Below are 24,041 nucleotides of genomic sequence, written 5' to 3'. Positions count from 1 at the left end.
AGGCTTAGGGCACCGCCTGGGTGATGCGCCACAGCCGCAGCGCCACGTGCAGCTCCAGCGCCCGCGCGGCCACGCCCCAGTGGCCCAGCAGCGATTCGATGGTGATGAGCCGCTGGCGCATGGTGTTGACATGGATGTCCAGCTGCTGCGCCGTGGTCTTGGCATTCTGGTTGTGGTCGAAGTAGCCCAGCAGCGTGGCCGCCAGCTCGGTGCCGCGCTTGTGGTCGTAGTCCAGCAGCGGGCCGATGGTGGCCTGCAGAAATTCCTGCAGGCTGGCGCGGTCGTGCGTCTCGAACAGCACCGAGTACAGCGCCAGCTCGTTCTGGCCCACGATGTCGCCGCGGATGCCCAGCTGCGCCAGCACCGGCAGCGCCCGCCGCAACGAGGCATGCAGGCCCGGCAGCGCGGCCACGCCGCTGACCGGGCGCGACAGCACGCCGCGGTGGGTGGCGCCCAGCTCGTTGCGCAGGCAGGCCTGCACCGCCTGCCGCACGTCGGCCGCCTGCGCGCCGTGGCTGATGACCACCACCACGCCGTCCATCTCGTCCACCAGCGTCTGCGCCAGCGCGGGCAGCTGGCGCAGCCGCCGGGCGACGAAGCCCGCGCCGGGTGTCTCGGCCACCAGCAGCAGCAGCGACAGCGGCTGCGCCAGGTTGAGGCCGAAGCGCTCGGCGCGGTTGGCCAGCACCGCCGCGGCCTCCTGCCGGGCCGACAGCAGCGCGCGCAGCAGCGTGGTGGCGCTGCGGCTCTTGTCGGCCTCGATGCGCTCCTGGGACAGCAGCACCACGCCCACGATGCTGGCGCTGCGCTCGAAGGTGCGCACGCGGAACTCATCCAGCTCGCCGCGGTGGAAGAGGGCGATGGCGCCCAGCACGTCGGCACCGCCGAAGACCATCGTCACCCGGCAGGTCTCGTCGCCGATGCGGCAGGCCACCACCGATCGGCCGCTGCGCCGGCTTTCGCGCAGCGCCTGGCCGATGGCGGTGCTGTGCGCGCCGCTGGGCGAATAGGCCTGCAGCGCAGGGCTGTCGTAGCCGTCGCCGGTGCCCGCGCTCACCTCCTGCGCGGCCTCGTTCAGCACCAGCACCGCGCCGCCCAGCAGCTGCGCCACCAGCTGGCACAGCGCGGCCAGCGAGGCGCCGCGTGCCAGCTGCGAGGTCATCTGCTCATGCGCCTCGGCCGCGGCCTGGATGCTGCGCAGGTGCTGCTCCACCCGGGCGCGCGACTGGTCGGCATGCTCGAGCGCGGCATTGGCGCGGTCGAAGTCGCGGGCATTGCGCATCGCCACCGCCGCATGCGTGGCCAGCGCGCCCAGGATGGCGATGTCCTGCGCCGCATGGGTGCGGTGGTAGCGGTCGGCCACGAACAGCAGGCCGATCACCTCCTGGTCGCGCACCAGCGGAATGCCCACCAGCGACACGATGCCCTCGGCGCGGAAGGTGGCGTCCAGCGCCTCGTCGTGCTCGAAGCGGTCGTCGTTCAGGTAGTCGGTGGTGGAGAAGGGCAGCCGGGTGGACAGCACCACGCTGGCCACGCCGTGCCGGCGCCGCGCCACCATGTGCTGGGTGCTGTGGGCCAGGGCGCCGTCGGCCACCACCACGCGGAACTCGTGCCGCTCGGCGTCGTAGGTGGACAGCCAGGCCACCTCGCCGCCCATCAGCCGCCGCGCCCGGCTGACGATGGCCTGCAGCAGGTCGGTCAGGTCCAGCCGGCTGGAAAGGTCCTGCGTCGACTCGATGACCGCCAGCATGCCGCGCTCGCGCTGCAGCAGCTGTTCCATGCGGTTGCGCACGGCCATGGCCATGCGCACCGTCTCCACCATCGCCTCGCGCTGGCCGCCGGCGGCGGGCAGGGCCTCGGCCCGGGCCAGCCGGTGCGCGAATTCATCGGCACCGGCGCCCTGGTGCAGCAGCCGCACCAGCTCGCCACCCAGCTGCAGGACATCGTCGGTCGGGGTACTGCTCCTCATGTCACCCGCAGGCTAGCAGAGCCCCGGCCGCGCCTTACTGGGCGCAGGTGAAGGAGGCGGCGCTGTTGGCGTCGCCCGAGCCCTTGTACTGCGGCCACTTCGGGTACTCGCACAGCGGCCGGCTGCGGCCGGGCACGCCCACGGTGTCGGTGGTCACCTGGTTGGCCGGGGCGGTGCCCTTCTCCACCCACTGCTCCAGCGCCGTGAGCGAATCCCAGGTGGCATTGAAGGTGGTGCTCACCGCATGGCCGTAGCCCGGCACCTCGTAGTAGCGGGCGAAGCCGTCCACCGCCGCATCGCCCTGGGCCGCACGCAGCCGCTGCCAGTACTGCGCGGTGGCGCGCGAGCTCACCAGCACGTCCGACAGCCCATGCGCCAGCAGCAGCTTGCCGCCGCGCGCCATGAAGGCGGACAGGTCGCTGCTCACGTCCAGCATGGTGCTCAGCTCGCTCAGCCGCGTGCCCCAGGGGCCGGGGTTCTCCGGGTCCAGCGTGAGGCTGGCGTAACCGGGGTCGCGCGTGACCGCGTACTTGATGACCTGGTCCAGCTGCTGCGTGATGTACGGCGCCGTGGGCAGCACCGGCGTGGCCGGCTGCGTGGTGCCCAGGTTGAGGAAGGTGACCGCGGGCTGCAGCGGCGACGGGTTGCTGGTGATGCCCAGGTCGGCGCCCCACACGTTGTAGCCCGGGTAGCCCTGGGAGCCGCTGGCCAGGAAGAAGTTGAAGCGGGTCTCGGTGTTCATCGTCTTCAGCGCGGTGATCTGCGCATCGGACAGGCAGGTGTCGCCGGTGTCGGCGCCGCCCGGGCAGCGCAGCGGCGCGCCGCGCAGCGTGGCGGTGGCGGGGTCGAAGCTGCCGTTGCAGCGCTGCTGCTGGCCGATGAGGCCGTCGGCCAGCCCGTCCAGCGCATCGCAGGCCTCCAGCGCGGCATCGCGCACCAGCACCCGCTTGGCGGTGTTGGGGTAGGCGCCGGGCTGCGCCAGCGCGCGGCTGGCGCGGTGGCCGCCCAGCATGGCCGAGAGCTGGTTCCAGGCCGGGTACCAGGCAATGATGCCGTCCCAGTCGGCCGGCCAGCGCTGCGCCACCGACAGCGCCTCGCGCCCGCCGGTGGAACCGCCGGCGAAGTAGGCCCGCGTGGGCTTGCCGGCCGCATAACGCGCATCGATCAGGTACACCGCGGCGTCGCGCGTCTTCTTCAGCGCCTGGCCGCCGAAGTTGCGCAGGGCCTCGTCGTTGACCAGGAAGCGGCCGTCCAGCGAGCCCGAGGCATTGGCCTGGTGGCCCGAGTCGCTGGCGAAGGTGGCATAGCCGCGGGCCAGCGGCACCGGCTGGTCGGCGGGGCCGGCGGGCACGTTGCCGGCCACGTTGGGCACGGTGCCGTCCAGGCCGCCGCCGCCGAACATCACCGCCTTGCCGTTCCAGGCCGCGGGCAGCGCCACGCGGAACACGATGGACGGCGCCGTGGTGTCGATGGGCGCGATGCTGCCGGTGACGCGGCAGTACTCCGGCAGCGCGGCCACGCCGGCGCCCGCGGCGGGCACCACCACCGCCTCGGTCACGGCGCCGCCCTGGGTGGGCAGGCCGATGGCGCTGGCCGGGATGGCCAGGCCGGCCAGGTCGGCGCAGGCCCGGGGCGTGGCCACCGGCGGTGCGGGCTCGTTGTCGTCGTCGTCGCCGCCGTCACCGCCGCAGGCGGTCAGGGCGGCCAGGCTGGCGCTGCACAGCAGCAGCATCATGCGGCGCTGGGGTCGATGGGTCATCGTCGTCTCCGAACTTGTATAGGTAGGTGGCAAGGGCCGCGGCCATCGTAGGAACAGCAGCGCGTGCGTGGGGCCGCCTGCACTCGAAGAACACAGTGCAGGGCCCGGGATGTGTGGGCCGATGACATAGGCCGGCGGCCTGCGGCTGGGGAGACTGCGGCCACTGCCACCGAAAGCGCCGCATGCCTCTCCTCGACACCCTCCGACCCCCCGCCGGCCTGCGCGTGCTGGTCACCGCCGGCGCCAGCGGCATCGGCGCTGCCATCGCCTCGGCCTTCCGCGACGCCGGCGCCCGCGTGCACATCTGCGACATCGATGCCGCCGCCGTCGCCCGCTTCATCGCCGAGCATCCCGGCACCACCGGCAGCGTGGCCGATGCCGCGGTGCCGGCCGACGTGGACGTGGTGTTCGACGACGTGCGCGCCGCACTCGGGGGGCTGGACGTGCTGGTGAGCAATGCCGGCATCGCCGGGCCCACCGGCCCCATCGAGTCGCTGGACGAGAACGGCTGGGTGCGCACCATCGACGTCAACCTCAACGGCCAGTACTACTTCGCGCGGCGCGCGGTGCCGCTGCTCAAGGCCAGCGGCGCCAATCCGTGCCTGATCGCCATGGGTTCGGTGGCCGGCCGGCTGGGCTACGCCTACCGCACGCCGTATGCGGCCAGCAAGTGGGCGATCGTGGGCCTGTGCCAGTCGCTGGCGATCGAGCTGGGGCCGCAGGGCGTGCGGGTCAACGCCATCCTGCCCGGCACGGTGGAGGGCGAGCGCATGAACGGCGTGATCGCCGCCCGCGCCGCGGCCACCGGCGCCAGCGTGGAAGCCACGCGCCAGTCCTACCTCGACAGGATTTCGCTGCGACGCATGGTCACCACCGACGACGTGGCGGCCCTGGCGCTGTTCCTGTGCTCGCCCGCCGCGCGCAACGTCACCGGCCAGGCCATCAGCGTCGACGGCAACGTCGAGCACCTCTGAGCCGCCCCCATCCCATACCCAGAACAGGAGACAAGCCATGAACCGCCATCCCCGCCCCAAGACCGCCGCCGCCCTGGCGCCCCTCGCACTGCTGCTGGCCGGCCTGGCCCAGGCCGCGCCGGTGAAGATCGGCGTGCTGGAGACGCTCTCGGGCCCGCAGGCCTCCTCCGGCCTGGCCTACCGCGCCGCGGTGCGTTATGCGGTGGAGAAGATCAATGCCGCCGGCGGCTGGAACGGCGAGCCGGTGCAGGTGCTGGAGTACGACAACCAGGGCGGCCCGGCCGGTGCTTCCGACAAGCTGAAGGCCGCCATCGCCGACGGCGTGCAGATCGTGGTGCAGGGCGCCTCGTCGGCCATCGGCGGGCAGATCACCGAGGACGTGCGCAAGCACAACCTGCGCAATGCGGGCAAGGAGCTGGTCTACATCAACGTGGGCGCCGAGGCGCAGGAACTCACCGGCGACAAGTGCAACTTCCACCACTTCCGCTTCGCCGGCAATGCGCCGCTGCGCACCAAGGCGCTGGTGCAGGCGATGAAGCAGGCCCAGGCCCTGGGCGACCAGGTCTACGCCATCAACCAGAACTACAGCTGGGGCCAGGACATGGAGCGCGCCATCGTGGACGCCGCTGCCGCCGGCGGCTACCAGGTGGTGGACAAGACGCTGCACGACGTCAACAAGATCCAGGACTTCGCGCCCTACGTGGCCAAGATCGTGGCCTCCGGCGCCGACACCGTGCTCACCGGCAACTGGTCCAACGACCTGCTGCTGCTGATGAAGGCCTCCAAGGCCGCGGGCTTGAAGGCGCGCTTCGGCACCGTGTACCTCGACCAGCCGGGCAACCTGTCGAATGCCGGCGACCTGGCGGTGGGGCACTTCGTGGCCCATGCCTTCAATCCCGAGGCGGGCGGCGCCGAGGGCGAGCGCTTCGTGGCCGACTACCGCGCCAGGACCGGCCACGACCCGGTGTTCATCGAGCCGCAGACGGTGTTCGGCCTGGAGATGGTGGGCCAGGCGCTCAAGCGCACCGCGCCGCGCAACGGCGCGCTGGACGTCAACGCCTTCGCCGCCGCGCTGGAGACGGCACGGCTCAAGACCCCCATCGGCGAGATGAGCATGCGCGCGGCCGACCACCAGGTGATGCTGCCGATGGTGGTGTCGATGGTGAGCAAGGACGCCAAGTACAAGGTGGACGGCACCGACATGGGCTTCAAGCCGGTGCGGGTGTTCACCGCCGAAGAGGTGGCCGCGCCGGTGCAGGCCGGCTGCAAGATGCAGCGCCCGCGCTGAGGGCCGCGCGATGGATGCGATCGTCTTCGCGCTGCTCAACGGCACCATCTACGGCCTGCTGCTGTTCATGGTGTCGGCCGGGCTGACGCTGATCTTCGGGATGATGGGCGTGCTGAACTTCGCCCATGCCTCCTTCTACATGCTGGGCGCGTACTTCGCGTTCACGCTGCAGCCCTGGCTGGGCTTCGGCTTCGCGGTGGTGGCGGCCGCGCTGCTGGCCGGCGCGGTGGGCATGGCGGTGGAGCGCTTCTTCCTGCGGCGGGTGCACCGCCACGGCCATGCGCACGAGCTGCTGCTCACCTTCGGCCTGTCCTTCATCATCGCCGAGCTGATCAAGCTCTTCTTCGGCAACCATCCTGTCGACTACCGCGTGCCGGCCGCGCTCGACGGCCCGGCGTTTGCCATCGGCGCGCAGCAGTACCCGCTGTACCGGCTGCTGATGGGCGGCGTGGCGCTGGTGATGTTCGGCGCCGTGTACCTGCTGCTGACCCGCACGCGGGTGGGCATCGTGGTGCGCTCGGCCATCTACAAGCCGCAGATGGCCGAGGCGCTGGGCCACAACGTGCAGCGGGTGTTCATGGGCGTGTTCGGCGTGGGCGCGCTGCTGGCCGGCCTGGCCGGCGCGGTGGCCGGCGCCTTCTACACCACCAGCCCCAACATGGCGCTGGAGATCGGCGTGATGGTGTTCGTGGTGGTGGTGGTGGGCGGCCTGGGCTCGCTGGGCGGGGCCATGGTGGCCTCGCTGCTGCTGGGCATCGTCACCTCCTTCGCGGTGGGCGTGGATGCCAGCCTGGCCGATGCGCTGGGCCTGGTGGGCGCGGGCGCCTGGGCCGAAGGCATCGGCGGGTTGCTCACGCTCAAGCTGTCCAGCCTGGCGGCCACGCTGCCGTTCGCCTTGATGCTGCTCATCCTGCTGGTGCGGCCGCAAGGCCTCATGGGCGAGAAGGCCTGACGTGATGCGCAGCCATTCCCTGCCCCTGGCCGGCCCCGCCGTGTCCATGCCGGCGCTGCTGCCGCTCGGCCTGCTGGTCGCGCTGCTGCTGGCGCTGCCGGCGCTGCTCAGCAGCGGCCTGCTCAATGCATCGGTGCAGATGCTGATCTCGGCGCTGTTCGCCTGTGCCTACAGCCTGCTCAGCGGCCGTGCCGGCATGCTGTCCTTCGGCCATGCGGCCTATTTCGGCGTGGGTGCCTTCGCCACCGCGCACGCAATGAATGCGCTGGGCGGCGCCGGCCTGCTGCCCACGCCGCTGCTGCCGCTGGTGGGCGGCCTGGTGGGCCTGGCGGTGGGCGTGGTGGCGGGCTGGTTCGCCACCCAGCGCGCGGGCACCGCCTTCGCGATGATCACGCTGGCCATCGCCGAGCTGCTGCATTCGCTGGCGCCGCAGCTGCCCGGCTGGTTCGGCGGTGAATCGGGCGTGTCCACCATGCGCATGCCGGCCTGGGGCTTCGACTTCGGCTCCACCGTGCAGGTGTACTACGTGGTGCTGGGCTGGGTGCTGCTGTCGCTGGCGGCGCTGTGGTTCCACAGCCGCACGCCGCTGGGCCGCCTCACGCTGGGCCTGCGCGAGAACGCGCACCGGCTGCGCTTCCTGGGCTACGACGTGCACGGTCTGGGCGTGTCGGCCTTTGCGCTGTCGGCCATGTTCTCGGGCGTGGCGGGCGGGCTGCAGGTGCTGAGCAACGAGGCGGTGAACTACGTGGTGTTCAACGCCAGCGTGTCGGCCGCGGTGGTGCTCAACAGCTACATCGGCGGCGTGGGTACCTTCCTGGGGCCCGCGCTCGGCGCGGCGGTGATGACCTTCTTCGGCTATGCGGTGTCCGACACCACCCAGCTGTGGCTGCTGTACCAGGGCGTGCTGTTCGTGCTGGTGATGCTGTTCGTGCCGCAGGGCATCACCGGCGTGTTCACCGCCACTGCCAGGCTGCTGCGCCGGCATGGCGCGGCGCCGGTGCTGCCTGCCGTGGCGGCCGGCATGGCCGCAGCGCTGCTGCTGGCCGCGGGCGGCGTGTTCCTGCTGGAGGCTCTGCAGCGGCTGTGCTCGCAGGACTGGCGCGCGCTGGCGCGCATGCAGGAAGGCTGGCCGCCGCTGCAGCTCTTCGGCCGCGCCTGGGCGCCCGATGCCGTGAGCACCTGGCTGCTGCCGCTGGTGCTGCTGGCCGCCGGCGCGGCGCTGGCCCGGCTGGCCCACCAACGGATCACTGCCTTGCAGGAGCGCGACGCCGCATGACCGAATCCATTCTTTCCATCCGCGGGCTGCGCAAGTCCTTCGGCGCCACCGAGATCATCCGCGGCATCGACCTGGAGCTGCCGCCCGGTGAACGCCGTGCCGTCATCGGCCCCAACGGCGCCGGCAAGTCCACGCTGTTCCACCTGGTCTCCGGCAACCTGCGGCCTTCCGCGGGCGAGGTGCGGTTCGAGGGACGCCGCATCGACGGGCTGCCGCCGCAGCGCATCAACCGGCGCGGGCTGGCGCGCTCGTTCCAGATCACCAACATCTTTCCCAGGCTCAGCGTGTTCGAGAACATCCGCCTGGCGGTGATGCGCAGCCACGGCCTGCAGTACACCTTCTGGCGCCCTGTGGACCGCATCGCCGTGCTGGGCGAGGAGACCGACCGGCTGCTGGAGCAGGTGCGGCTGCAGCGGCATGCGCAGGAGCTGGCGGGGGAGCTGTCGTACTCGGGCCAGCGCTCGCTGGAGCTGGCGATGACGCTGGCCAGCGACCCGCGCGTGATCCTGCTGGACGAGCCGATGGCCGGCATGTCCACCGAGGAGACCGGCCACACGCTGGCCCTGATCCGCGAGGTGACCCAGGGCCGTGCGCTGCTGCTGGTGGAGCACGACATGGACGTGGTGTTCGCGCTGGCCGACCGCATCAGCGTGCTGGTGTACGGGCAGGTGATCGCCACCGGCACGCCGCAGGAGATCCGCAACGACCCCGCGGTGCGCGAGGCCTACCTGGGCGAGCCGCAGGATGCGGAGGTGGCGGCATGAACGCGGTCGGGACGCCCGACGACACAACGCTGCTGCAGGTGGACCAGCTGCAGGCCCACTACGGCAAGAGCCACATCCTGCGCGGTGTGAGCCTGTCCGTGCGGCCCGGCGAGGTGGTGAGCCTGCTGGGCCGCAACGGCTCGGGCCGCTCCACCACGCTCAAGGCCATCATGGGCCTGGTGCCGCCCACCGGCGGGCAGGTGCGGCTGGGCGGCCGTGCGCTGGCCGGCCAGCGGCCGCATGCCATCTGCCGCGCCGGCATCGCCTACGTGCCGGAGGAGCGCGAGGTGTTCGCCAACCTCAGCGTGGAAGAGAACCTGCACATGGGCGAGCAGCCGCCGACCGCAGGCGCGCCGCGCTGGACGCTGGCGCAGATGTTCGACTACTTCCCGCGGCTGAAGGAACGCCGCCACACGCCGGCCGGCAGCCTGTCGGGTGGCGAGCAGCAGATGCTCACCATCTGCCGTTCGCTGCTCGGCAACCCGCGCGTGATCCTGATCGACGAGCCCACCGAAGGCCTGGCGCCCAGGATCGTGGCCCAGGTCAGCGAATGCATCCAGGACATGCACCGCCGCGGCGTGGCGGTGGTGCTGGTGGAGCAGAAGCTGGCCATCGCGATGAAGGTTTCCAGCCGCGTGTTCGTGATGGGCCACGGCCACATCGTCTTCGAGGGCACGCCGCAGGCGCTGCAGGCCGACACCGCGCTGCTGGCGCAGTGGCTGGCGGTGTAGCCCTCCTTCCACTCCACCAGGGCCCGACATGCCATATCCCAACGACAAGGTCATCATCTCCTGCGCCGTCACCGGCTCGGTGCACACGCCCACGATGTCGCCGTACCTGCCGCTCACGCCCGACCAGATCGCCGAGCAGGCGATCGAGGCGGCCGAGGCCGGCGCGGCCATCCTGCACCTGCATGCCCGCGATCCGGCCGATGGCCGGCCCACCGCCGACCCGGCGGTGTTCGCGCAGTTCGTGCCGCGCATCCGCGACGCCTGCGATGCGGTCATCAACATCACCACCGGCGGCAGCACCCGCATGACGCTGGCCGAGCGGCTGGCCTATCCGCTGATCGCGAAGCCCGAGATGTGCTCGCTGAACATGGGCTCGATGAACTTCTCCATCCACCCGGTGGCGCGCCGCATCACCGAGTGGCAGCACGCGTGGGAAAAGCCGTACGTGGAAGGCATGGAGGACCTGATCTTCCGCAACACCTTCGCCGACATCCGCCACATCCTGCGGGTGCTGGGCGAGGAGGCCGGCACCCGCTTCGAGTTCGAGTGCTACGACATCGGCCACCTGTACAACCTGGCGCACTTCGTCGACGAGGGCCTGGTGAAGGGGCCGCTGTTCATCCAGGGCATCTTCGGCATCCTCGGCGGCCTGGGCCCCGACCCCGAGAACCTGATGACGATGAAGACCACCGCCGACCGCCTGTTCGGCCGCGGCCAGTACCGCTTCTCGGTGCTGGGCGCGGGGCGCCACCAGATGCCGCTGCTGACCATGGGCGCGGTGCTGGGCGGCAACGTGCGCGTGGGACTGGAGGACAGCCTCTACCTCGGCCGCGGCCAGCTGGCCATGACCAGCGCGGAGCAGGTGCGCAAGATCCGCCGCATCCTCGACGAGCTGTCGCTGGACGTGGCGACGCCGGCCGAGGCGCGGGCGATGCTGGGCCTGAAGGGCGCCCAGGCCGTGGCTTTCTGAACGCAGGACGATGCAGACGATGAACGACGAGACGAACCGCAGGATGCTGGACGGCCGGGTGGCCGTGGTCACCGGCGCAGGCAACGGGCTGGGCCGCGCCCATGCGCTGGAACTGGCGCGCCACGGTGCGCGGGTGGTGCTCAACGAGCCGCCCACGCCGCAGGGCGAGGCGGCCGCGCAGGCGGTGGCCGGGGAGATCGCCGCGCAGGGTGGCCAGGCCCTGGTGCGGCTGGGCGACGTCACCCGCTTCGAGCAGGTGCAGGCCATGGCCGAGCACACGCTGGCCACCTGGGGCCGGCTGGACATCCTGGTCAACAACGCCGGCATCCTGCGCGACCGCAGCTTCGCCAAGATGACGCTCGACGAGTTCCGCCTGGTGCTGGAGGTGCACCTGATGGGCTCCGTGAACTGCAGCAAGGCCGTGTGGGCCACGATGCAGGAACAGCGGCATGGCCGCATCGTGTTCACCACCTCGTCGTCAGGCCTGTACGGCAACTTCGGCCAGGCCAACTACGGCGCGGCCAAGATGGCGCTGGTGGGCCTGATGCAGACGCTGGCCATCGAGGGGGAGCGCCATGGCATCCGCGTCAACTGCCTCGCACCCAGCGCCGCCACCGGCATGACCGAAGGCCTGCTGCCGCCCGAGGCCCTGGCCCGCCTGACGCCCGAGCGGGTGAGCCCGGCCGTGGTGGTGCTGGCCGCCGACGATGCGCCCACGCGCAGCATCCTGCTGGCCGGTGCCGGCAGCTTCGAATGCGCCCACGTGACCATGACCCGCGGCATCGCCCTGGCCGACGATGGTGCGGTCGCGCAGCGGCTGGCGGCCCGGCTGGGCGAGGTGGCGGCCCGCGAGGGCGAGCGGGTGCCCCGCCAGGGCTGGGAGCAGTACGAGCTGGAGGTGGCCAAGGCGTCGGCCTTGTAACAGCAGCGGCGGCGGCCGCGCCTCCGTAACAGTTGCCACGCGGTCCTCAATACCGCCACCTGCTGCCCGAAATCGGGAAGGGCGCCCCAACAGGGTGCATTTTCAATTTCTGGCAGGTGGTTCACGTGAACAGCATTTCCCTTTCGACGCGCCTGGGCCTGGGCTTCGGCGCCATCCTCACCACGATGGTGGCGGTGTCGGTCCTCGGCGTCACGCGCATGGCCAGCACGCAGGCCGCCCTGGACGACATCGTGCAGGTGAACAACGTGCAATACGCCCGCGCCATGGAGATGCGCCTGTCCACCAACCGCGTGGCCGCGCTGGTGCGCAACCTGGGCCTGATGACCGACGAGAAGCAGATGGCGGCCGAGTTCGAGCGCCTGCCCAAGCTGCGCGCCGACTATGCCAATGCCCGCGCCGAGCTCGCGCGGCTGTACAAGGACTCCGGGGGCACGCCGCAGGAGATGGCGCTGCTGGCCAAGATCGACCAGCTGCAGGAGCGCACCCAGCCGCTGATCGACAAGGCGGCCCAGCTGGGCCTGCAGAACAAGGCCGAGGAGACGCTGGCCACGCTGCTGAACGAGGTGCTGCCGGTGGAGCAGGAATGGCTGCGGACCATCGGCGAGCTGACGACCCTGATCGACCAGCTCAACCGCGAATCGGCGCAGGAGGCCGCCGCCAGCTACCGCAACGGCCGGCTGGCCATGGTCGGCGGCACGCTGCTGGCGCTGCTCATGGGCATCGGCGCCGCGGTGGGCCTGACGCGCAGCGTGGTGCGGCAGCTGGGCGGCGAGCCGCAGTACGCGGCCGAGGTGGTGCGCCGCATCGCCCAGGGCGACCTGTCGGCCCCGGTGCGGCTGCGCAGCGGCGACCGCGACAGCCTGCTGGCCGCAATGCAGGAGATGCAGCAGTCCCTGCTGCGCATCGTGGGCGACATCCGTGCCGGCTCCGACAGCATCGCCACCGGCGCCTCGCAGATCGCCACCGGCAATGCCGACCTGTCGCAGCGCACCGAGGAACAGGCCAGCAACCTGCAGCAGACGGCCGCCTCGATGGAGCAGCTCAATGCCACGGTGAAGAACAACGCCGACACCGCCCGCCAGGCGGCGCAGCTGGCCAGCTCGGCCAGCCAGGTGGCCGGCCAGGGTGGCGAGGTGGTGGGCCAGGTGGTCTCCACCATGGACGACATCACCGAGAGCAGCCGCCGCATCGCCGACATCATCTCGGTGATCGACGGCATCGCCTTCCAGACCAACATCCTGGCGCTGAACGCGGCGGTGGAAGCCGCCCGCGCCGGCGAGCAGGGCCGCGGCTTTGCGGTGGTGGCCGGCGAGGTGCGCACCCTGGCCCAGCGCTCGGCCGAGGCGGCCAAGGAGATCAAGAGCCTGATCGGCGCCAGCGTCGAGAAGGTGGAGCGCGGCGCCACGCTGGTGGCCGATGCCGGCCGCACGATGGACGAGATCGTCAGCCAGGTGCGCCGCGTGAGCGACCTGCTCGGCGAGATCGGCTCGGCCACGCAGGAGCAGACGCAGGGCATCGGCCAGGTCAACGACGCGGTGACGCAGCTGGACCAGGTGACGCAGCAGAACGCCGCGCTGGTGGAGGAGAGCGCCGCCGCCGCCGAAAGCCTGCGCAACCAGGCCGGCCAGCTGGTGGCCACGGTGTCGGTGTTCCGCACCGAGCCGGGCCAGCCGGCTGCCCACGTGGGCTGAGCTCACGCCACCGCCGGCCCTTCCAGCCGTGCCGACAGGCCGTACAGCGCCAGCAGCCCCATCACATGGCCGATGGCCACGCCGGGCTCGCCCGCCTCGATGCGGGCGATGGTCTGCACATGCACCCCCAGCCGGCCGGCGGCCAGCGCCTGGCCTTCGCCGGCGGCCGTGCGGGCCTGCCGGGCGGCCGCGCCCAGGGCCTTGATGGCCGCCAGCGCGCTGTCGTCGATGTCGGTGGAGATGCGTTTGCCTTGCGCCATGGAGCCGTCCCGGGTGGCCGGTGCTGGACGTCAGCGCCGGGGCGCCGATTGTCGGCTGGTCGCCGGCTGGACAAGACCCAGCCCGGCAGCCGCCTGGGCCTTCCCATCGCCGGCGAGCTGCTGCGCCTGGCCGGCGGCACGCTGGCCCTGGAGCAGTCACCGCCGGGCGGTTCGCGGGTGCGCCCGGCGCTGCCGCTGGCGCCCTGAAAGCAGTCCGCCCCCGGGTGGGCCAGAATGGCCCGTCCCACCTCCCGCCCCCGGACGGCAAGCACCGGGCAAGACGGCATGACCGAAGATTGCGCGATCCCACGGCGCCCTGGCAGTACGCCGCCCGGCTCGCCGCACTTCCTGGCCGATGGCACCGCCACCGCCCCCCTGCTGACCGAGCCCGACTGGCATGCCAGCGCCCTGGGCCCGCCCACGGCCTGGCCGCCGGCGCTGCGCTCGGCCGTCTCTCTGATGCTGGACACGCCGGTGCCCATGTGGCTGGGCTGGGGCGACGCGCTGTCCATGGTCTACAACGAGCCCTACGCGCTGATCCTGCAGGACAAGCATCCGCAGGCGATGGGCGCGCCGCTGCGGCAGGTGTGGTCGGAGATCTGGCCCGAGATCGGGCCGCTGATCGACAGCGCGCTGTCCGGCCAGGGCCTGTACCGGGAGGACCTGCCGCTGCAGGTGCGGCGCCAGGGGCGCGACGAGCCGGCCTGGTTCTCCTTCTCCTATTCGCCGCTGCGCGACCTCGATGGCACGGTGCGCGGCGTGATCTGCAGCGTGTGGGAAACCACCGCCAAGGTGCAGGCGCTGCAGGACCTGGTGCGCAGCGAGGCGGAGGCCCGGCTGCGGCAGGCGCAGAAGACCGAGACCGAGGAACGCTACCGGCTGGCCGTGCTGGCCACCAACGACGCGGTGTGGGACTGGCGGCTGTCCGACGGGCAGGTGGTGTGGAACGAGGCACTGGCCACGCTGTTCGGCCATGCGCTGAAGGAGACCACCGCCGACTGGTGGCTGGCGCACATCCATCCCGACGACCGTGCCCGCGTCGAGGCCGACATCCATGCGGTGATCGAGGGCGGCGGCAGCAGCTGGACCGAGGAGTACCGCTTCCGCCGTGCCGACGGCAGCCATGCCGAGATCCTGGACCGCGGCACCGTGCTGCGTGATGCGCAAGGCCGGGCGCTGCGCATGATCGGCGCCATGCAGGACCTGAGCGAGCGCCGCGCCTCGGAGGCCGCGCTGCGCGAAAGCGAGCGCCAGTTCCGCACCCTGTTCGATGCGATGGACGAGGGCTTCTGCATCATCGAGTTCCTCGACGGCCCGCATGGCCCGCTGAGTGACTATGTGCACGTGGTGGCCAATCCGGCCTTCACCGCCAATGCCGGCATCGACGACGTGGTGGGCCGGCGGGTGCGCGACATGGTGCCGCTGGAGGCCGAGGGCTGGGTGCGCATCTACCGCGAGGTGCTGCTCACCGGCGAGCCGTTGCGCTTCGAGCGCGAGCTGGAGAAGACCGGCCGCTACCTGGAGCTGGCCGCCTTCCGGGTGGAGCCGGCCTCGCGCCGGCAGGTGGCGGTGCTGTTCCAGGACGTCACCGAGCGCCACCAGGCGGAGCTGGCGCTGCGCGAGCTGAACGACACGCTGGAGCGCCGCGTTGCCAGCGAGGTGGCCGAGCGCCTGCGCACCGAGGCGGCGCTGCGCCAGTCGCAGAAGATGGAGGCGGTGGGCCAGCTCACCGGCGGCATCGCGCACGACTTCAACAACATGCTGGCGGTGGTGATCGGCTCGCTGGACCTGCTGGCCCGCCGCTTCGTAGGCGACGATGCCCGCGCCGCCCGCCATGTGGAGGCGGCGCGCGAGGGCGCCCGCCGCGCGGCCCAGCTCACCCAGCGCTTGCTGGCCTTCTCGCGCCAGCAGCCGCTGCAGCCGGTGGCGGTGGACGTGAACAAGCTGGTGGCCGGCATGTCCGACCTGCTGCGCCATTCGCTCGGCGGCGCGGTGATGCTGGAGACGGTGCTGGCCGGCGGCCTGTGGCGCGCGCACGTGGACCCCAACCAGCTGGAGAGCGCCATCCTCAACCTGGCCGTCAACGGCCGCGACGCGATGCCCGAGGGCGGGCGCCTGACCATCGAGACGGCCAATTGCCACCTGGACGAACGCTATGTGGCCGACACCCCGGGCCTGATGGCCGGGCAGTACGTGCTCATCGCCGTCAGCGACACCGGCACCGGCATGTCGCCCGAGGTGATGGCCAAGGCCTTCGATCCCTTCTTCACCACCAAGGAGGTGGGCCGCGGCACCGGCCTGGGCCTGAGCCAGGTGTACGGCTTCGTCAAGCAGTCCGGGGGCCACGTGATGATGTATTCGGAGCTGCGGCAGGGCACCTCGGCCAAGATCTACCTGCCGCGGCTGGCCGGCCCGGTGGCCGACGAAGTGCCCGCCCGCCCCGCCCGCGCGATGCCGCTGGCCGATGGCCGGGAGACGGTGCTGGTGGTGGAGGACGAGCCGGCGGTGCGGCAGTTCTCGGTGGAGGCGCTGCAGGAGCTGGGCTACCACGTGCTACAGGCCGACGGCGCGGCCGCGGCGCTGCTGCTGCTGGAGGCCCATCCCGACATCGCGCTGCTGTTCACCGACCTGGTGATGCCCGAGGTGAACGGCCGCAAGCTGGCCGACGAGGCGGTGCGCCGCCGGCCGGGCTTGCGGGTGCTGTTCACCACCGGCTACACCCGCAACGCGGTGGTGCACAACGGCGTGCTGGATGCCGGCGTGCAGCTCATCGGCAAGCCTTTCACCATCGACCAGCTGGCCGCGCGGGTGCGCGAGGTGCTGGACGTGCCGGGCTGACGCGGGGCCGCGCGCGGCCGCTCAGCCGTGCAGCGCGGAGCGGGCCGTGGCCACCAGCCGGTGGACCTGCGGCGTGCCGGCCAGCCACCCAGCCAGCCCGGGCTGCACCTGGCGGGCCCAGCTTCCACCCTGCACGAAGGCATCGAACGCGGCCGCCTGCGGGAACATCGCCAGGCCCACCAGCAGCGGTTCGTCCTGGTGCACCGGCAGCCGGGGGAAGTCATTGGGCGTGGGCTCGGTGACGTACCAGCCCAGCACCTGCGCGCCACCGGCCTGCAGGCAGGGCGCCATCGCGTGGCGGCAGAAGTCCAGCAGGGCCGGCGGGGCCGGCTCGCGCAGCGGCAGGATGCAGGCCTGCAGCAGGCCGGCGGGGGCCATGCGCACCGGGCCTGCGGGCCGGCGGCGGCCCTGCATCGCCACGCCGGCGCCCGGCCAGGCCGGCCGCAGCAGCAGCACGTCGTCGGAATCGATCATCGTGGCATTGGCCGCCTGCCGGTGCCGCTGCCATGCCGGCCCGCCATAGAAGGCCTGCAGCGCCTGCCGCCGCACGGCCATGTTGGCGAAGCCGCGCAGCCAGACGAAGCGGTCGGCTGCATCCAGGTCGCGGAACTGGCCCATCACCACCATGCCGGCTTCTTCCTGGGGCTCCACCAGCTGGGTGTCGAACAGCGCGACCAGGCGTTCCCGCTGGCCGGGGTGCAGCCGGTAGCGGCGCAGCTCCACCACCTCGCAGTCGATGGGCATGGGGGCCTCGGCCACCGGCGGCGTCGCGGAGGGCTCGCGCTCGAACTCCATGACCCAGTTCACCTCCCAGCTGCGGCCGCCGTCGGCCGAGAAGGCCTGCTGCCAGCGGGCGCGGTCGGCGCCCTGGCGCTGCCACTCGAAGCGCACGCGCACCGGGCGACCGTCGCACTCATCCTCGCCCTCGAACACGCCGTGGTCGCCCTCGAAGCGGCCGACCACCGGTGGCGACAGCCGGCCGGCGGCATCGATCCCATCGCCGTCGTGGGTCAGCCAATGGATGCTCCACAGCCCGGTGGCGATGTTGAACACCCGCAGCGACATGCCCACCCAGCCCGGCCGCCAGCCTTCGGCCTCCAGGGTGTCGAAGTTGATGAGGCCGCCGGGGAGCTGCTGCACCTCGGAGCGGCCACTGAAGCTTTCCCACTCCTGGCTGCCCTGCAGGCGGTGCAGCAGGCGGCGCTGGCGGGACGTCCAGCGGCCGACGAGGAAGTTGAAATCGTTGATGGCCATGCGGTGGCTCCTGTGGATGAGGTCAAGGCCCGCATGCTGCGGCGCATAACATGACAAGGCCTGTCGTGATTTCGCAGACCCACCCATGAAAGCCAGCCGCCTGCTGTCCATCCTGATGCTGCTGCAGGCGCGGGGCCGCTGCACCGCCGGTGCGCTGGCGCGGGCGCTGGAGGTGTCGGAGCGCACCATCCTGCGCGACATCGACCAGCTCTCCGCCGCCGGCGTGCCGCTGTGGGGCGAGCGTGGGCGGCAGGGCGGCTTCCAGCTGCGCCCGGGCTGGACCACCCAGCTCACCGGCATGAACGAGGCCGAGGCCAGCGCACTGCTGCTGGCGGGCCTGCCCGGCCCGGCGATGGAACTGGGCCTGGGCAACGCGGCCGCATCGGCCCGGCTGAAGCTGGTGGCCAGCGTGCCGGCGCCGCTGCGCAGTGCCGCGTCCACCGTGGCGGAGCGGCTGCACATCGATCCGCTGGACTGGTACCGCACCGCCGAGGCACCGGCCTGGTTGCGCGAGGCGGCCGATGCGGTGTGGCGCGGCCGGCGCATCCGCATCGACTACACCAGCTGGCGCGGGCCTTCGCAGCGCGAGCTGGAGCCGCTGGGCCTGGTGCTGAAGGCGGGCGCCTGGTACCTGGTGGCACGCGGCGTGGGCAAGGGGCCGGGGCCGGCCGAGGTGCGCACCTACCGGCTGGCCAGCATGCAGTCGCTGCAGGTGCAGCGCACCGGCTTCAGGCGGCCGCGCGGCTTCGACCTGGCGGGTTTCTGGCAAGCGTCGGCCGAGCGCTTCGAAGCCGGGCTGCGGCCGCTGCAGGCGCAGGTGCTGGTGTCGCCCCGCGCGCTGAACTGGCTGCGGCACGCTCGCAGCCGGTTCGCCGAAGTGCCGATGCCGCAGGCCATGCCGGCCAGGCGCCGCAGGGCGACCGCAGGCTGGTGCTGCGTGCAGCTGCCGCTGGAATCCATCGAGCAGGGCGCGCGCCAGATCCTGGGTTATGGCGGCGAGGCCGAGGCGCTGGCGCCGCCGACGCTGCGTGCAGAGGTGGCGCGGCTGGCGGCGCAGGCGGCCCAGCGGCACGCGGCCTTTCCGCCGGCCGCTCGGCGCGCTACTCGGCCGTGAAGCCCACCGCCTTGACCACCGGCCCCCAGCGCTCGGTGTCGCGGCGCTGCATGTCCAGCAGCTCGGCCTGGGTCGACGACCGCGCCTCCAGCCCCATGGCCGACAGGCCGTCGATCACCTCCGGCTTGGCCAGCGCGCTGCGCATCGCGGCATTGGCGCGCTGGGCCATCTCCGCCGATGTGCCGGCCGGCAGGTAGAAGGCGAACCATTCGTCGGTCACCACGTCCTTGAAACCCTGCTCGGCGTAGGTGGGCACCTGCGGCACGAAGCGGCTGCGCTTGGCGCCCGACACCCCCAGCAGCCGCACGCGGCCGCCGGCCAGGTGCGGCAGGAAGTCGCCGACCGGGCCACTGACCGAGGCGATCTGGCCGCCGGTCAGGTCCAGCACCGCCGGCTGCGTGCCGCGGTAGGGCACATGGCGCATCGCGGCATTGCCGGCGCGGCTGAGCATCTCGGCGGTGAAGTGCGGCGTGGAGCCGGCGGCCGGCGAGCCGAAGTTGGCCTGGTCGGGATGGGCCTTCACCCAGGCCAGGAACTCGGGCACGTTGGTCACCGAGGCCGGCACCGACGGGCCCACCGCCAGCGCGAACTCGAAGGTGCAGGCCACCGACACCGGCACCAGGTCCTTGAACGGGTCGTACTGCAGCTTCTTGTAGATGTGCGGATAGATGGTGAGCATCGAGGCCGGCGTCTGCAGCATCACGGTGCCGTCGGCCGGCGCCGTCTTCATGCTGGCGATGGCGATCTGCCCGCCTGCGCCGGTCTTGTTCTCCACCAGCGTGCTGCGTGCATAGGTGCCGCGCAGGCCTTCGGCCACGCGCCTGCACACGGTGTCGGAGGTGCCGCCCGCCGCGAAGCCGGTGACGATGCGCAGCGCGTCGACCGCGGCCGCCTGGGCCTGGGCCGCCTGCGTGCCCAGCAGCCCCAGGCCCGGCAGGCTCGAGAGGGCGGCGCTGCGCCGGATGAACTCACGTCGCGTGGTGTGCATGGTGTCGTCTCCTGTGGATCGCGCCTGCATGGCGCACAAAGATCACTCGGCCAGCGCAGCCGCCACGCGCTGCACCAGCACCGGCAGGCTGCCGTCATGGCGGAAGCCCGCGGCATCGGCGCGGGCGGTGTGCAGCGGCGGCAGGCGGCCGAACTGCGCTTCCAGCGCCTCGTCGGGCCGGTAGGTCACGCCGGCCGCCGCGCCGGGAAAAGCCGCGTCGAAGGCCTGCACCAGCGCATCGACGCGCACATGCAGCGCCGGCAGGTTGAAGGCCGCGGTGCCGCCCAGCCGGTCGGGCGCGCATTCGGCGGCATGCAGCAGGTTGTCCAGACAAGCCTGCAGCGACAGCAGCCACAGCGTGGCCTGCGGCGACACCGGGCACACCTGCGGCCGGCGCTGCACCAGCGCGCGCATCAGCTCGCTGGAGAAGGCCGACAGCGCGCCGGTGGGCGTGGGCGGTCGCGCCACCACGCCGGGCAGCCGCAGCATGCGTGCCTGCAGGTGGCCGCGGCGCGTGGCATCGGCCAGGAAGATCTCGGCCATCTGCTTGTGCGCACCGTAGCTCAGCGCGGGGCACAGCGGCGTGTCGTCGTCGATGCGCGCGGGCAGCGGCGTGCCGTAGACGGCGATGGAACTGGTGAACACGACGGTGGGCGCCGGCCGCCGTGCAGCAGGCGCCGCCAGTGCCTGCGCCAGCGCCAGCGTGGCCAGCACGTTGACCTGCAGGCCGAGCGCGTACTGCGCCTCGGCCTGGCCGCTGGGAATGCTGGCGAGGTGGAAGACCACGTCGGGCGCATCGCTGGTGATGGCCTCGATGACGCCGGCCTCGGCGATGCTGCCCTCCACCGTGGCCACGCAGCCGGCCGCTGGCGCGGCGGGCAGGCGCAGGTCGCACAGCAGCAGCCGCTCGATGGGCCGGCCCTGCAGCTGCGCGCCGGGGGCGGCCAGGCGGCGGGCCAGGGCGCGGCCGATGTAGCCGTCGGCGCCGGTGATCAGCACCTTCATGCCGGATGCTCCTGCTCATGCTGCAGCAGCGCGCGCAGCGGCTGGCGCCAGGCCAGGCTGTCGGCGGTGCGGCCGCGGGGGATGTATTCCAGGCCCAGCCAGCCGCCGGCCTCCAGCGCGGCCAGGGCCTGCAGCGCCTGCACCGTGGCTGGCCGGGCCAGGTCGGGCGCACTGCGGTCGGGGGCCTGAGCGATCTGCACATGGCCGATCCAGCCGGCGGCCTCCTGCAGCGCCTGCGGCAGCGGCAGGCCTTCGCGCTCGGCATGGTAGAGGTCGAACTGCAGGCGCAGCCCGGGCAGCGCCATCGTGCGCAGCAGCGGCAGCACCTGCGCCGGCCGGTGGTAGGCATAGCCCGGCGCGTCGTGGCGGTTCAGCGGCTCCAGCAGCAGCATGACGCCGGCCTGGCCAGCCAGCGCGGCGGCCCACTGCAGGCGGCGCTGCAGCAGGTCGCCGGTGGCGGCGTCGAGCGGGGCCGCACCATCGGCTGCAACACCGGCCGCCGGGCAGGGCGGCCGGCCGGCCATCAGGTGCAGCCGGCGGCAGCCGGTGTGCTGCGCCATCGCCAGCGCCCGTTCCACCCCGTCGCGGAACTGCGCTTCGCGGCCCGGCACCGCGGCCAGGCCGGGTTCGCCGTCGGGGCCCAGCGGCGTGTTCAGCAGCACCAGCGGCAGGCCGGCCGAGCGCAGCCGCTCGGCCACCACGGCCGGCGCATGCGCATAGGGAAACGGCCACTCCACGCCGTCGAAGCCATCGGCCGCGGCGGCCTGCGAACGCGCCAGCGGCGGCAGCTCCCGGTACAGGTGCAGCAGGTTGGCGGCCAGCTTCATGGGCCCGGCGCCTCGTAGGGCCAGTCCACCGCGCCCGAATGCGTGACCGCGCCCAGGCGCGCCGGGCGCACCACCAGCGCGTACTTCTCCAGCACGCCGCCCAGGCGCGGCGCCGCCGGCGCCTGCCAGGCCGCGCGACGGGCGGCCAGCTCGCTGTCGGGCAGCATCACCTCGAGCGTGCCGGCGGCGGCGTCGATGCGGACCACGTCGCCGCTGCGCAGCAGCGCGATGGGGCCGCCCAGCACCGCTTCCGGGCCCACGTAGCCGATGCTCATGCCGCGGGTGGCGCCGGAGAAGCGGCCATCGGTGAGCAGGGCCACCGCCTCGCCCATGCCCTGGCCGTAGATCGCGGCGGTGACGCTGAGCATCTCCCGCATGCCGGGCCCGCCGCGCGGGCCTTCGTTGCGGATGACCAGCACCTCGCCGGCCTGGTACTGCCGCGCCGAGACCGCGGCCATGCAGCTGTCCTCGTCCTCGAACACCCGCGCCGGTCCGGTGAACTGCAGCGAGCGCAGGCCGGCCACCTTCAGCAGCGCGCCCTCGGGGCACAGGTTGCCGCGCAGCACCGTCACGCCGCCGGTGGGTTGCAGCGCCTGGCTGCATGGGCGCACCACCTGGCCGTCCGGCTCGGGCGCGTCGGCCAGCGCCTCGGCCAGGCTGCGGCCGTCCAGCGTGGGCACGTCGCCATGCAGGTGGCCACCCTGCAGCAGCGCCTTCAGCACCACCGGCACGCCGCCCACCTCGTGCAGGTCGCGCGCCAGGTAGCGGCCGCCGGGCTGCAGGTCGGCGATGAGCGGCGTGCGCTCGAACACCGCGGCCACGTCGTCCAGGCTGAAGGGCACGCCGGCCTCGTGCGCGATGGCCGGGATGTGCAGCGCCGCATTGGTCGAGCCGCCGGTGGCGGCCACCGCGGCGCAGGCGTTCTCCAGGCTCTGGCGCGTGACCAGGTCGCGCGGCAGCGGCCAGCCGCGGGCCAGCGTCTGCATCACCTGCCGGCCGGCCCGCTGGGCGATGGCCAGGCGTTCGCTGTACACCGCCGGCACCATGGCCGAGCCCAGCGGCGACAGGCCCAGCGTCTCGCCCACCATTGCCATGGTGTTGGCGGTGAACTGGCCGGGGCAGGAGCCCGCGGTGGGCGTGCAGCTGCGCTCGGTGGCGGCCAGGGCCTCGGGCGTCATCGCGCCGGTCTGCACCGCGCCCACCGCCTCGATGGTGGTGAGGATGGTGGCCTGCGCACCGCGTGCATGGCCGGGCAGGGTGGCGCCGCCGTACACGAACACGCCGGGCACGTTGAGCCGGGCCAGCGCCATCATCATCGCCGGCAGCGTCTTGTCGCAGCCGGCGAAGGCGACCAGGCCGTCGTACGCATGGCCGCGCACCGCCACCTCCACGCTGTCGGCGATGACCTCGCGCGAGACCAGGCTCATGCGCATGCCGGCATGGTTCATCGAGGTGCCGTCGGACACCGACACGGTGGAAAAGCGCACCGGCACGCCGCCGCCGGCAGCCACGCCCAGCCGGGCGCGGTCGGCCTGCGGCGCCAGCGCCATCGAGCAGGGCGTGTTCTCGCCCTGGGTGCTGACGATGCCGACGACCGACTTGCCCAGCGCCTCGTCGTCGAAGCCGGTGGCCCGCAGGAAGGCGCGGTGCGGCGCCCGCGTGATGCCTTCGGTGACGACGCGGGAGCGGTGCTTGTGCAGCGGGGGGCGATCGGGTGGGGTCATGCGGCCAGCAGGTTGACGGGGGCTTCTCGCAGGCGGTCGAAGGCCCAGGCCACGTCCTGCTCCATCACCGCACGCGCGGCGGCGGCGTCGCCATCGACGATGGCCTGCAGGATGCGGTCGTGGAAGTCCAGGTCCTGGCCGCGGGCGCGGTGCATCAGCGCGCGCGCGGCGCGCAAGTACGGCCCCGACTGCAGCCAAAGGCTTTCCACCAGGGGCAGCATCGAGGGCGAGCGGGCGGCCTGGTAGAGGGTGAAGTGGAAGCGCTGGTTCTGCACCAGGCCTTCCTCCACCGTGGACTGCCTGCGCAGCGCCTGCGCGATCTTGCGGGCCAGCTGCGCCAGCAGCGCCACCTGCGCCTCGTCTAGGTGCGGCACGGCCCATTCGGTGAGCGTGCCTTCCACCACCACGCGGCAGCGGCGGATGTCTTCCAGCCGCTCCAGGCTCAGCAGCGGCACCTGCATCGACCGGCTGCGGCTGCGCTGCACCGCCTGCTGCTCGGCCAGCCGCTGCAGCGCGGCCCGCACGGGCATGGTGCTGGTGTTCATCGCCTGGGCCAGTTCCTCGATGCCCAGGCACTGGCCGGCCGCGAAGTCGCCGCGCATCAGCTGGTCGCGCAGCGTGCGGTACACGGTCTCGTTGATCGTCAGGGGCGGTTCGTGGGCGGGCATGGTCAGGGCACTTTTGATCAAAGATCAAAGTGCCGCGACGATAGCC

At 72.5% G+C, this 24,041-nt stretch carries 21 protein-coding genes; 12 read left to right on the top strand and 9 right to left on the bottom strand.

The genetic code is table 11. The annotated features are described in order from the left end of the window. Positions 1 to 4: 4 nt before the first annotated feature. A complete protein-coding gene (locus tag VO99_RS06090) occupies positions 5 to 1,969 on the bottom strand; it encodes a helix-turn-helix domain-containing protein (protein WP_046111935.1) in 1,965 nt (654 codons plus the stop codon). A gap of 34 nt (positions 1,970 to 2,003) precedes the next feature. Beyond that, positions 2,004 to 3,728, bottom strand: coding sequence for a tannase/feruloyl esterase family alpha/beta hydrolase (locus VO99_RS06085; RefSeq protein ID WP_046111934.1), 1,725 nt, complete (start codon positions 3,726 to 3,728; stop codon positions 2,004 to 2,006). Between the two features lie 182 nt (positions 3,729 to 3,910). Between VO99_RS06085 and VO99_RS06080 the strand changes: the two genes are divergently transcribed. The 9 genes from VO99_RS06080 (at position 3,911) to VO99_RS31800 (ending at position 13,317) form a co-directional block, all read left to right on the top strand. Further along, the gene (locus tag VO99_RS06080) at positions 3,911 to 4,702 is read left to right on the top strand and encodes an SDR family oxidoreductase (RefSeq protein ID WP_046111933.1); all 792 of its coding nucleotides are present in this window, start codon (positions 3,911 to 3,913) and stop codon (positions 4,700 to 4,702) included. A 37-nt stretch (positions 4,703 to 4,739) separates the two neighbouring features. Beyond that, the gene (locus tag VO99_RS06075) at positions 4,740 to 5,990 is read left to right on the top strand and encodes a branched-chain amino acid ABC transporter substrate-binding protein (RefSeq protein ID WP_046111932.1); all 1,251 of its coding nucleotides are present in this window, start codon (positions 4,740 to 4,742) and stop codon (positions 5,988 to 5,990) included. Between the two features lie 10 nt (positions 5,991 to 6,000). Then, the gene (locus VO99_RS06070; RefSeq protein WP_046111931.1) at positions 6,001 to 6,942 is read left to right on the top strand and encodes a branched-chain amino acid ABC transporter permease; all 942 of its coding nucleotides are present in this window, start codon (positions 6,001 to 6,003) and stop codon (positions 6,940 to 6,942) included. A 4-nt stretch (positions 6,943 to 6,946) separates the two neighbouring features. Continuing rightward, on the top strand, positions 6,947 to 8,218 hold the full coding sequence (locus tag VO99_RS06065; RefSeq protein WP_232315278.1) for a branched-chain amino acid ABC transporter permease: 1,272 nt from the start codon (positions 6,947 to 6,949) through the stop codon (positions 8,216 to 8,218). After that, positions 8,215 to 8,982, top strand: coding sequence for an ABC transporter ATP-binding protein (locus VO99_RS06060; protein WP_046111930.1), 768 nt, complete (start codon positions 8,215 to 8,217; stop codon positions 8,980 to 8,982). Before VO99_RS06065 ends, VO99_RS06060 begins: the two co-directional genes overlap by 4 nt. Further along, positions 8,979 to 9,713, top strand: a complete 735-nt coding sequence (locus VO99_RS06055; RefSeq protein WP_046111929.1) for an ABC transporter ATP-binding protein — start codon at positions 8,979 to 8,981, stop codon at positions 9,711 to 9,713. Before VO99_RS06060 ends, VO99_RS06055 begins: the two co-directional genes overlap by 4 nt. Before the next feature lie 28 nt (positions 9,714 to 9,741). Further along, positions 9,742 to 10,683 carry a 3,5-dioxohexanoate:acetyl-CoA acetone transferase gene (kce, locus tag VO99_RS06050; protein ID WP_046111928.1) on the top strand — a complete coding sequence of 314 codons (942 nt, stop codon included), beginning with the start codon at positions 9,742 to 9,744 and terminating at the stop codon, positions 10,681 to 10,683. A gap of 19 nt (positions 10,684 to 10,702) precedes the next feature. Continuing rightward, the gene (locus tag VO99_RS06045; protein ID WP_046111927.1) at positions 10,703 to 11,605 is read left to right on the top strand and encodes an SDR family NAD(P)-dependent oxidoreductase; all 903 of its coding nucleotides are present in this window, start codon (positions 10,703 to 10,705) and stop codon (positions 11,603 to 11,605) included. Positions 11,606 to 11,730: 125 nt separating this feature from the next. Continuing rightward, positions 11,731 to 13,317, top strand: a complete 1,587-nt coding sequence (locus VO99_RS31800; RefSeq protein ID WP_052736124.1) for a methyl-accepting chemotaxis protein — start codon at positions 11,731 to 11,733, stop codon at positions 13,315 to 13,317. A gap of 2 nt (positions 13,318 to 13,319) precedes the next feature. Here the strand turns inward: VO99_RS31800 and VO99_RS06035 are convergent, their stop codons facing one another. Further along, a complete protein-coding gene (locus VO99_RS06035; protein ID WP_046111926.1) occupies positions 13,320 to 13,577 on the bottom strand; it encodes a helix-turn-helix domain-containing protein in 258 nt (85 codons plus the stop codon). 48 nt (positions 13,578 to 13,625) lie between these two features. Between VO99_RS06035 and VO99_RS30145 the strand changes: the two genes are divergently transcribed. Beyond that, the gene (locus tag VO99_RS30145; RefSeq protein ID WP_157039461.1) at positions 13,626 to 13,784 is read left to right on the top strand and encodes a hypothetical protein; all 159 of its coding nucleotides are present in this window, start codon (positions 13,626 to 13,628) and stop codon (positions 13,782 to 13,784) included. Between the two features lie 78 nt (positions 13,785 to 13,862). Next, positions 13,863 to 16,415: a PAS domain-containing protein gene (locus tag VO99_RS06030; RefSeq protein WP_083440396.1), complete on the top strand. Its 2,553-nt coding sequence runs from the start codon at positions 13,863 to 13,865 to the stop codon at positions 16,413 to 16,415. A 21-nt stretch (positions 16,416 to 16,436) separates the two neighbouring features. On the opposite strand, the gene VO99_RS31185 is transcribed toward VO99_RS06030, so the two are convergent. Continuing rightward, the gene (locus tag VO99_RS31185) at positions 16,437 to 17,669 is read right to left on the bottom strand and encodes an NIPSNAP family protein (RefSeq protein WP_232315277.1); all 1,233 of its coding nucleotides are present in this window, start codon (positions 17,667 to 17,669) and stop codon (positions 16,437 to 16,439) included. An 85-nt stretch (positions 17,670 to 17,754) separates the two neighbouring features. Here VO99_RS31185 and VO99_RS06015 point away from each other — a divergent pair, with 85 nt between their 5' ends. Beyond that, positions 17,755 to 18,783, top strand: a complete 1,029-nt coding sequence (locus VO99_RS06015; RefSeq protein ID WP_046111925.1) for a helix-turn-helix transcriptional regulator — start codon at positions 17,755 to 17,757, stop codon at positions 18,781 to 18,783. Here the strand turns inward: VO99_RS06015 and VO99_RS06010 are convergent. Genes VO99_RS06010 through VO99_RS05990 form a run of 5 tightly spaced genes read right to left on the bottom strand, consistent with a single transcriptional unit; the run spans position 18,770 to position 23,995 of the window. Further along, positions 18,770 to 19,771 (bottom strand): Bug family tripartite tricarboxylate transporter substrate binding protein, encoded by a 1,002-nt coding sequence (locus VO99_RS06010; protein ID WP_046111924.1) that lies wholly within the window; start codon positions 19,769 to 19,771, stop codon positions 18,770 to 18,772. The two genes, VO99_RS06015 and VO99_RS06010, sit on opposite strands and share 14 nt — an antisense overlap. 42 nt (positions 19,772 to 19,813) lie before the next feature. Further along, on the bottom strand, positions 19,814 to 20,776 hold the full coding sequence (locus VO99_RS06005; RefSeq protein ID WP_046111923.1) for an NAD-dependent epimerase/dehydratase family protein: 963 nt from the start codon (positions 20,774 to 20,776) through the stop codon (positions 19,814 to 19,816). Beyond that, positions 20,773 to 21,603 carry a hydroxypyruvate isomerase family protein gene (locus VO99_RS06000; protein ID WP_046111922.1) on the bottom strand — a complete coding sequence of 277 codons (831 nt, stop codon included), beginning with the start codon at positions 21,601 to 21,603 and terminating at the stop codon, positions 20,773 to 20,775. The genes VO99_RS06005 and VO99_RS06000 overlap by 4 nt, the downstream gene beginning before the upstream one ends. Further along, complete coding sequence (gene ilvD / locus VO99_RS05995) at positions 21,600 to 23,327, bottom strand: dihydroxy-acid dehydratase (protein ID WP_046111921.1); 1,728 nt, start codon at positions 23,325 to 23,327, stop codon at positions 21,600 to 21,602. The genes VO99_RS06000 and ilvD overlap by 4 nt, the downstream gene beginning before the upstream one ends. Then, positions 23,324 to 23,995 carry a GntR family transcriptional regulator gene (locus VO99_RS05990; protein ID WP_046111920.1) on the bottom strand — a complete coding sequence of 224 codons (672 nt, stop codon included), beginning with the start codon at positions 23,993 to 23,995 and terminating at the stop codon, positions 23,324 to 23,326. Before VO99_RS05990 ends, ilvD begins: the two co-directional genes overlap by 4 nt. Positions 23,996 to 24,041: the final 46 nt, after the last annotated feature.

The organism is Aquincola tertiaricarbonis (assembly GCF_000969605.1).
GTDB lineage: Bacteria > Pseudomonadota > Gammaproteobacteria > Burkholderiales > Burkholderiaceae_C > Aquincola > Aquincola tertiaricarbonis.
This window is presented reverse-complemented; position numbering and strand designations above follow the sequence as displayed.

Coding starts and splice junctions, on each gene's coding strand:
- VO99_RS05990 (WP_046111920.1), bottom strand. CDS start 23,995: ATGCCCGCCCACGAACCGCCCCTGACGATCAACGAGACCGTGTACCGC.
- ilvD (WP_046111921.1), bottom strand. CDS start 23,327: ATGACCCCACCCGATCGCCCCCCGCTGCACAAGCACCGCTCCCGCGTC.
- VO99_RS06015 (WP_046111925.1), top strand. CDS start 17,755: ATGAAAGCCAGCCGCCTGCTGTCCATCCTGATGCTGCTGCAGGCGCGG.
- VO99_RS06030 (WP_083440396.1), top strand. CDS start 13,863: ATGACCGAAGATTGCGCGATCCCACGGCGCCCTGGCAGTACGCCGCCC.
- VO99_RS06035 (WP_046111926.1), bottom strand. CDS start 13,577: ATGGCGCAAGGCAAACGCATCTCCACCGACATCGACGACAGCGCGCTG.
- VO99_RS06075 (WP_046111932.1), top strand. CDS start 4,740: ATGAACCGCCATCCCCGCCCCAAGACCGCCGCCGCCCTGGCGCCCCTC.
- VO99_RS06060 (WP_046111930.1), top strand. CDS start 8,215: ATGACCGAATCCATTCTTTCCATCCGCGGGCTGCGCAAGTCCTTCGGC.
- VO99_RS06090 (WP_046111935.1), bottom strand. CDS start 1,969: ATGAGGAGCAGTACCCCGACCGACGATGTCCTGCAGCTGGGTGGCGAG.
- VO99_RS06010 (WP_046111924.1), bottom strand. CDS start 19,771: ATGCACACCACGCGACGTGAGTTCATCCGGCGCAGCGCCGCCCTCTCG.
- VO99_RS06065 (WP_232315278.1), top strand. CDS start 6,947: ATGCGCAGCCATTCCCTGCCCCTGGCCGGCCCCGCCGTGTCCATGCCG.
- VO99_RS06070 (WP_046111931.1), top strand. CDS start 6,001: ATGGATGCGATCGTCTTCGCGCTGCTCAACGGCACCATCTACGGCCTG.
- VO99_RS06005 (WP_046111923.1), bottom strand. CDS start 20,776: ATGAAGGTGCTGATCACCGGCGCCGACGGCTACATCGGCCGCGCCCTG.
- VO99_RS06000 (WP_046111922.1), bottom strand. CDS start 21,603: ATGAAGCTGGCCGCCAACCTGCTGCACCTGTACCGGGAGCTGCCGCCG.
- VO99_RS06045 (WP_046111927.1), top strand. CDS start 10,703: ATGAACGACGAGACGAACCGCAGGATGCTGGACGGCCGGGTGGCCGTG.
- VO99_RS06085 (WP_046111934.1), bottom strand. CDS start 3,728: ATGACCCATCGACCCCAGCGCCGCATGATGCTGCTGCTGTGCAGCGCC.
- VO99_RS06055 (WP_046111929.1), top strand. CDS start 8,979: ATGAACGCGGTCGGGACGCCCGACGACACAACGCTGCTGCAGGTGGAC.
- VO99_RS06080 (WP_046111933.1), top strand. CDS start 3,911: ATGCCTCTCCTCGACACCCTCCGACCCCCCGCCGGCCTGCGCGTGCTG.
- kce (WP_046111928.1), top strand. CDS start 9,742: ATGCCATATCCCAACGACAAGGTCATCATCTCCTGCGCCGTCACCGGC.
- VO99_RS31185 (WP_232315277.1), bottom strand. CDS start 17,669: ATGGCCATCAACGATTTCAACTTCCTCGTCGGCCGCTGGACGTCCCGC.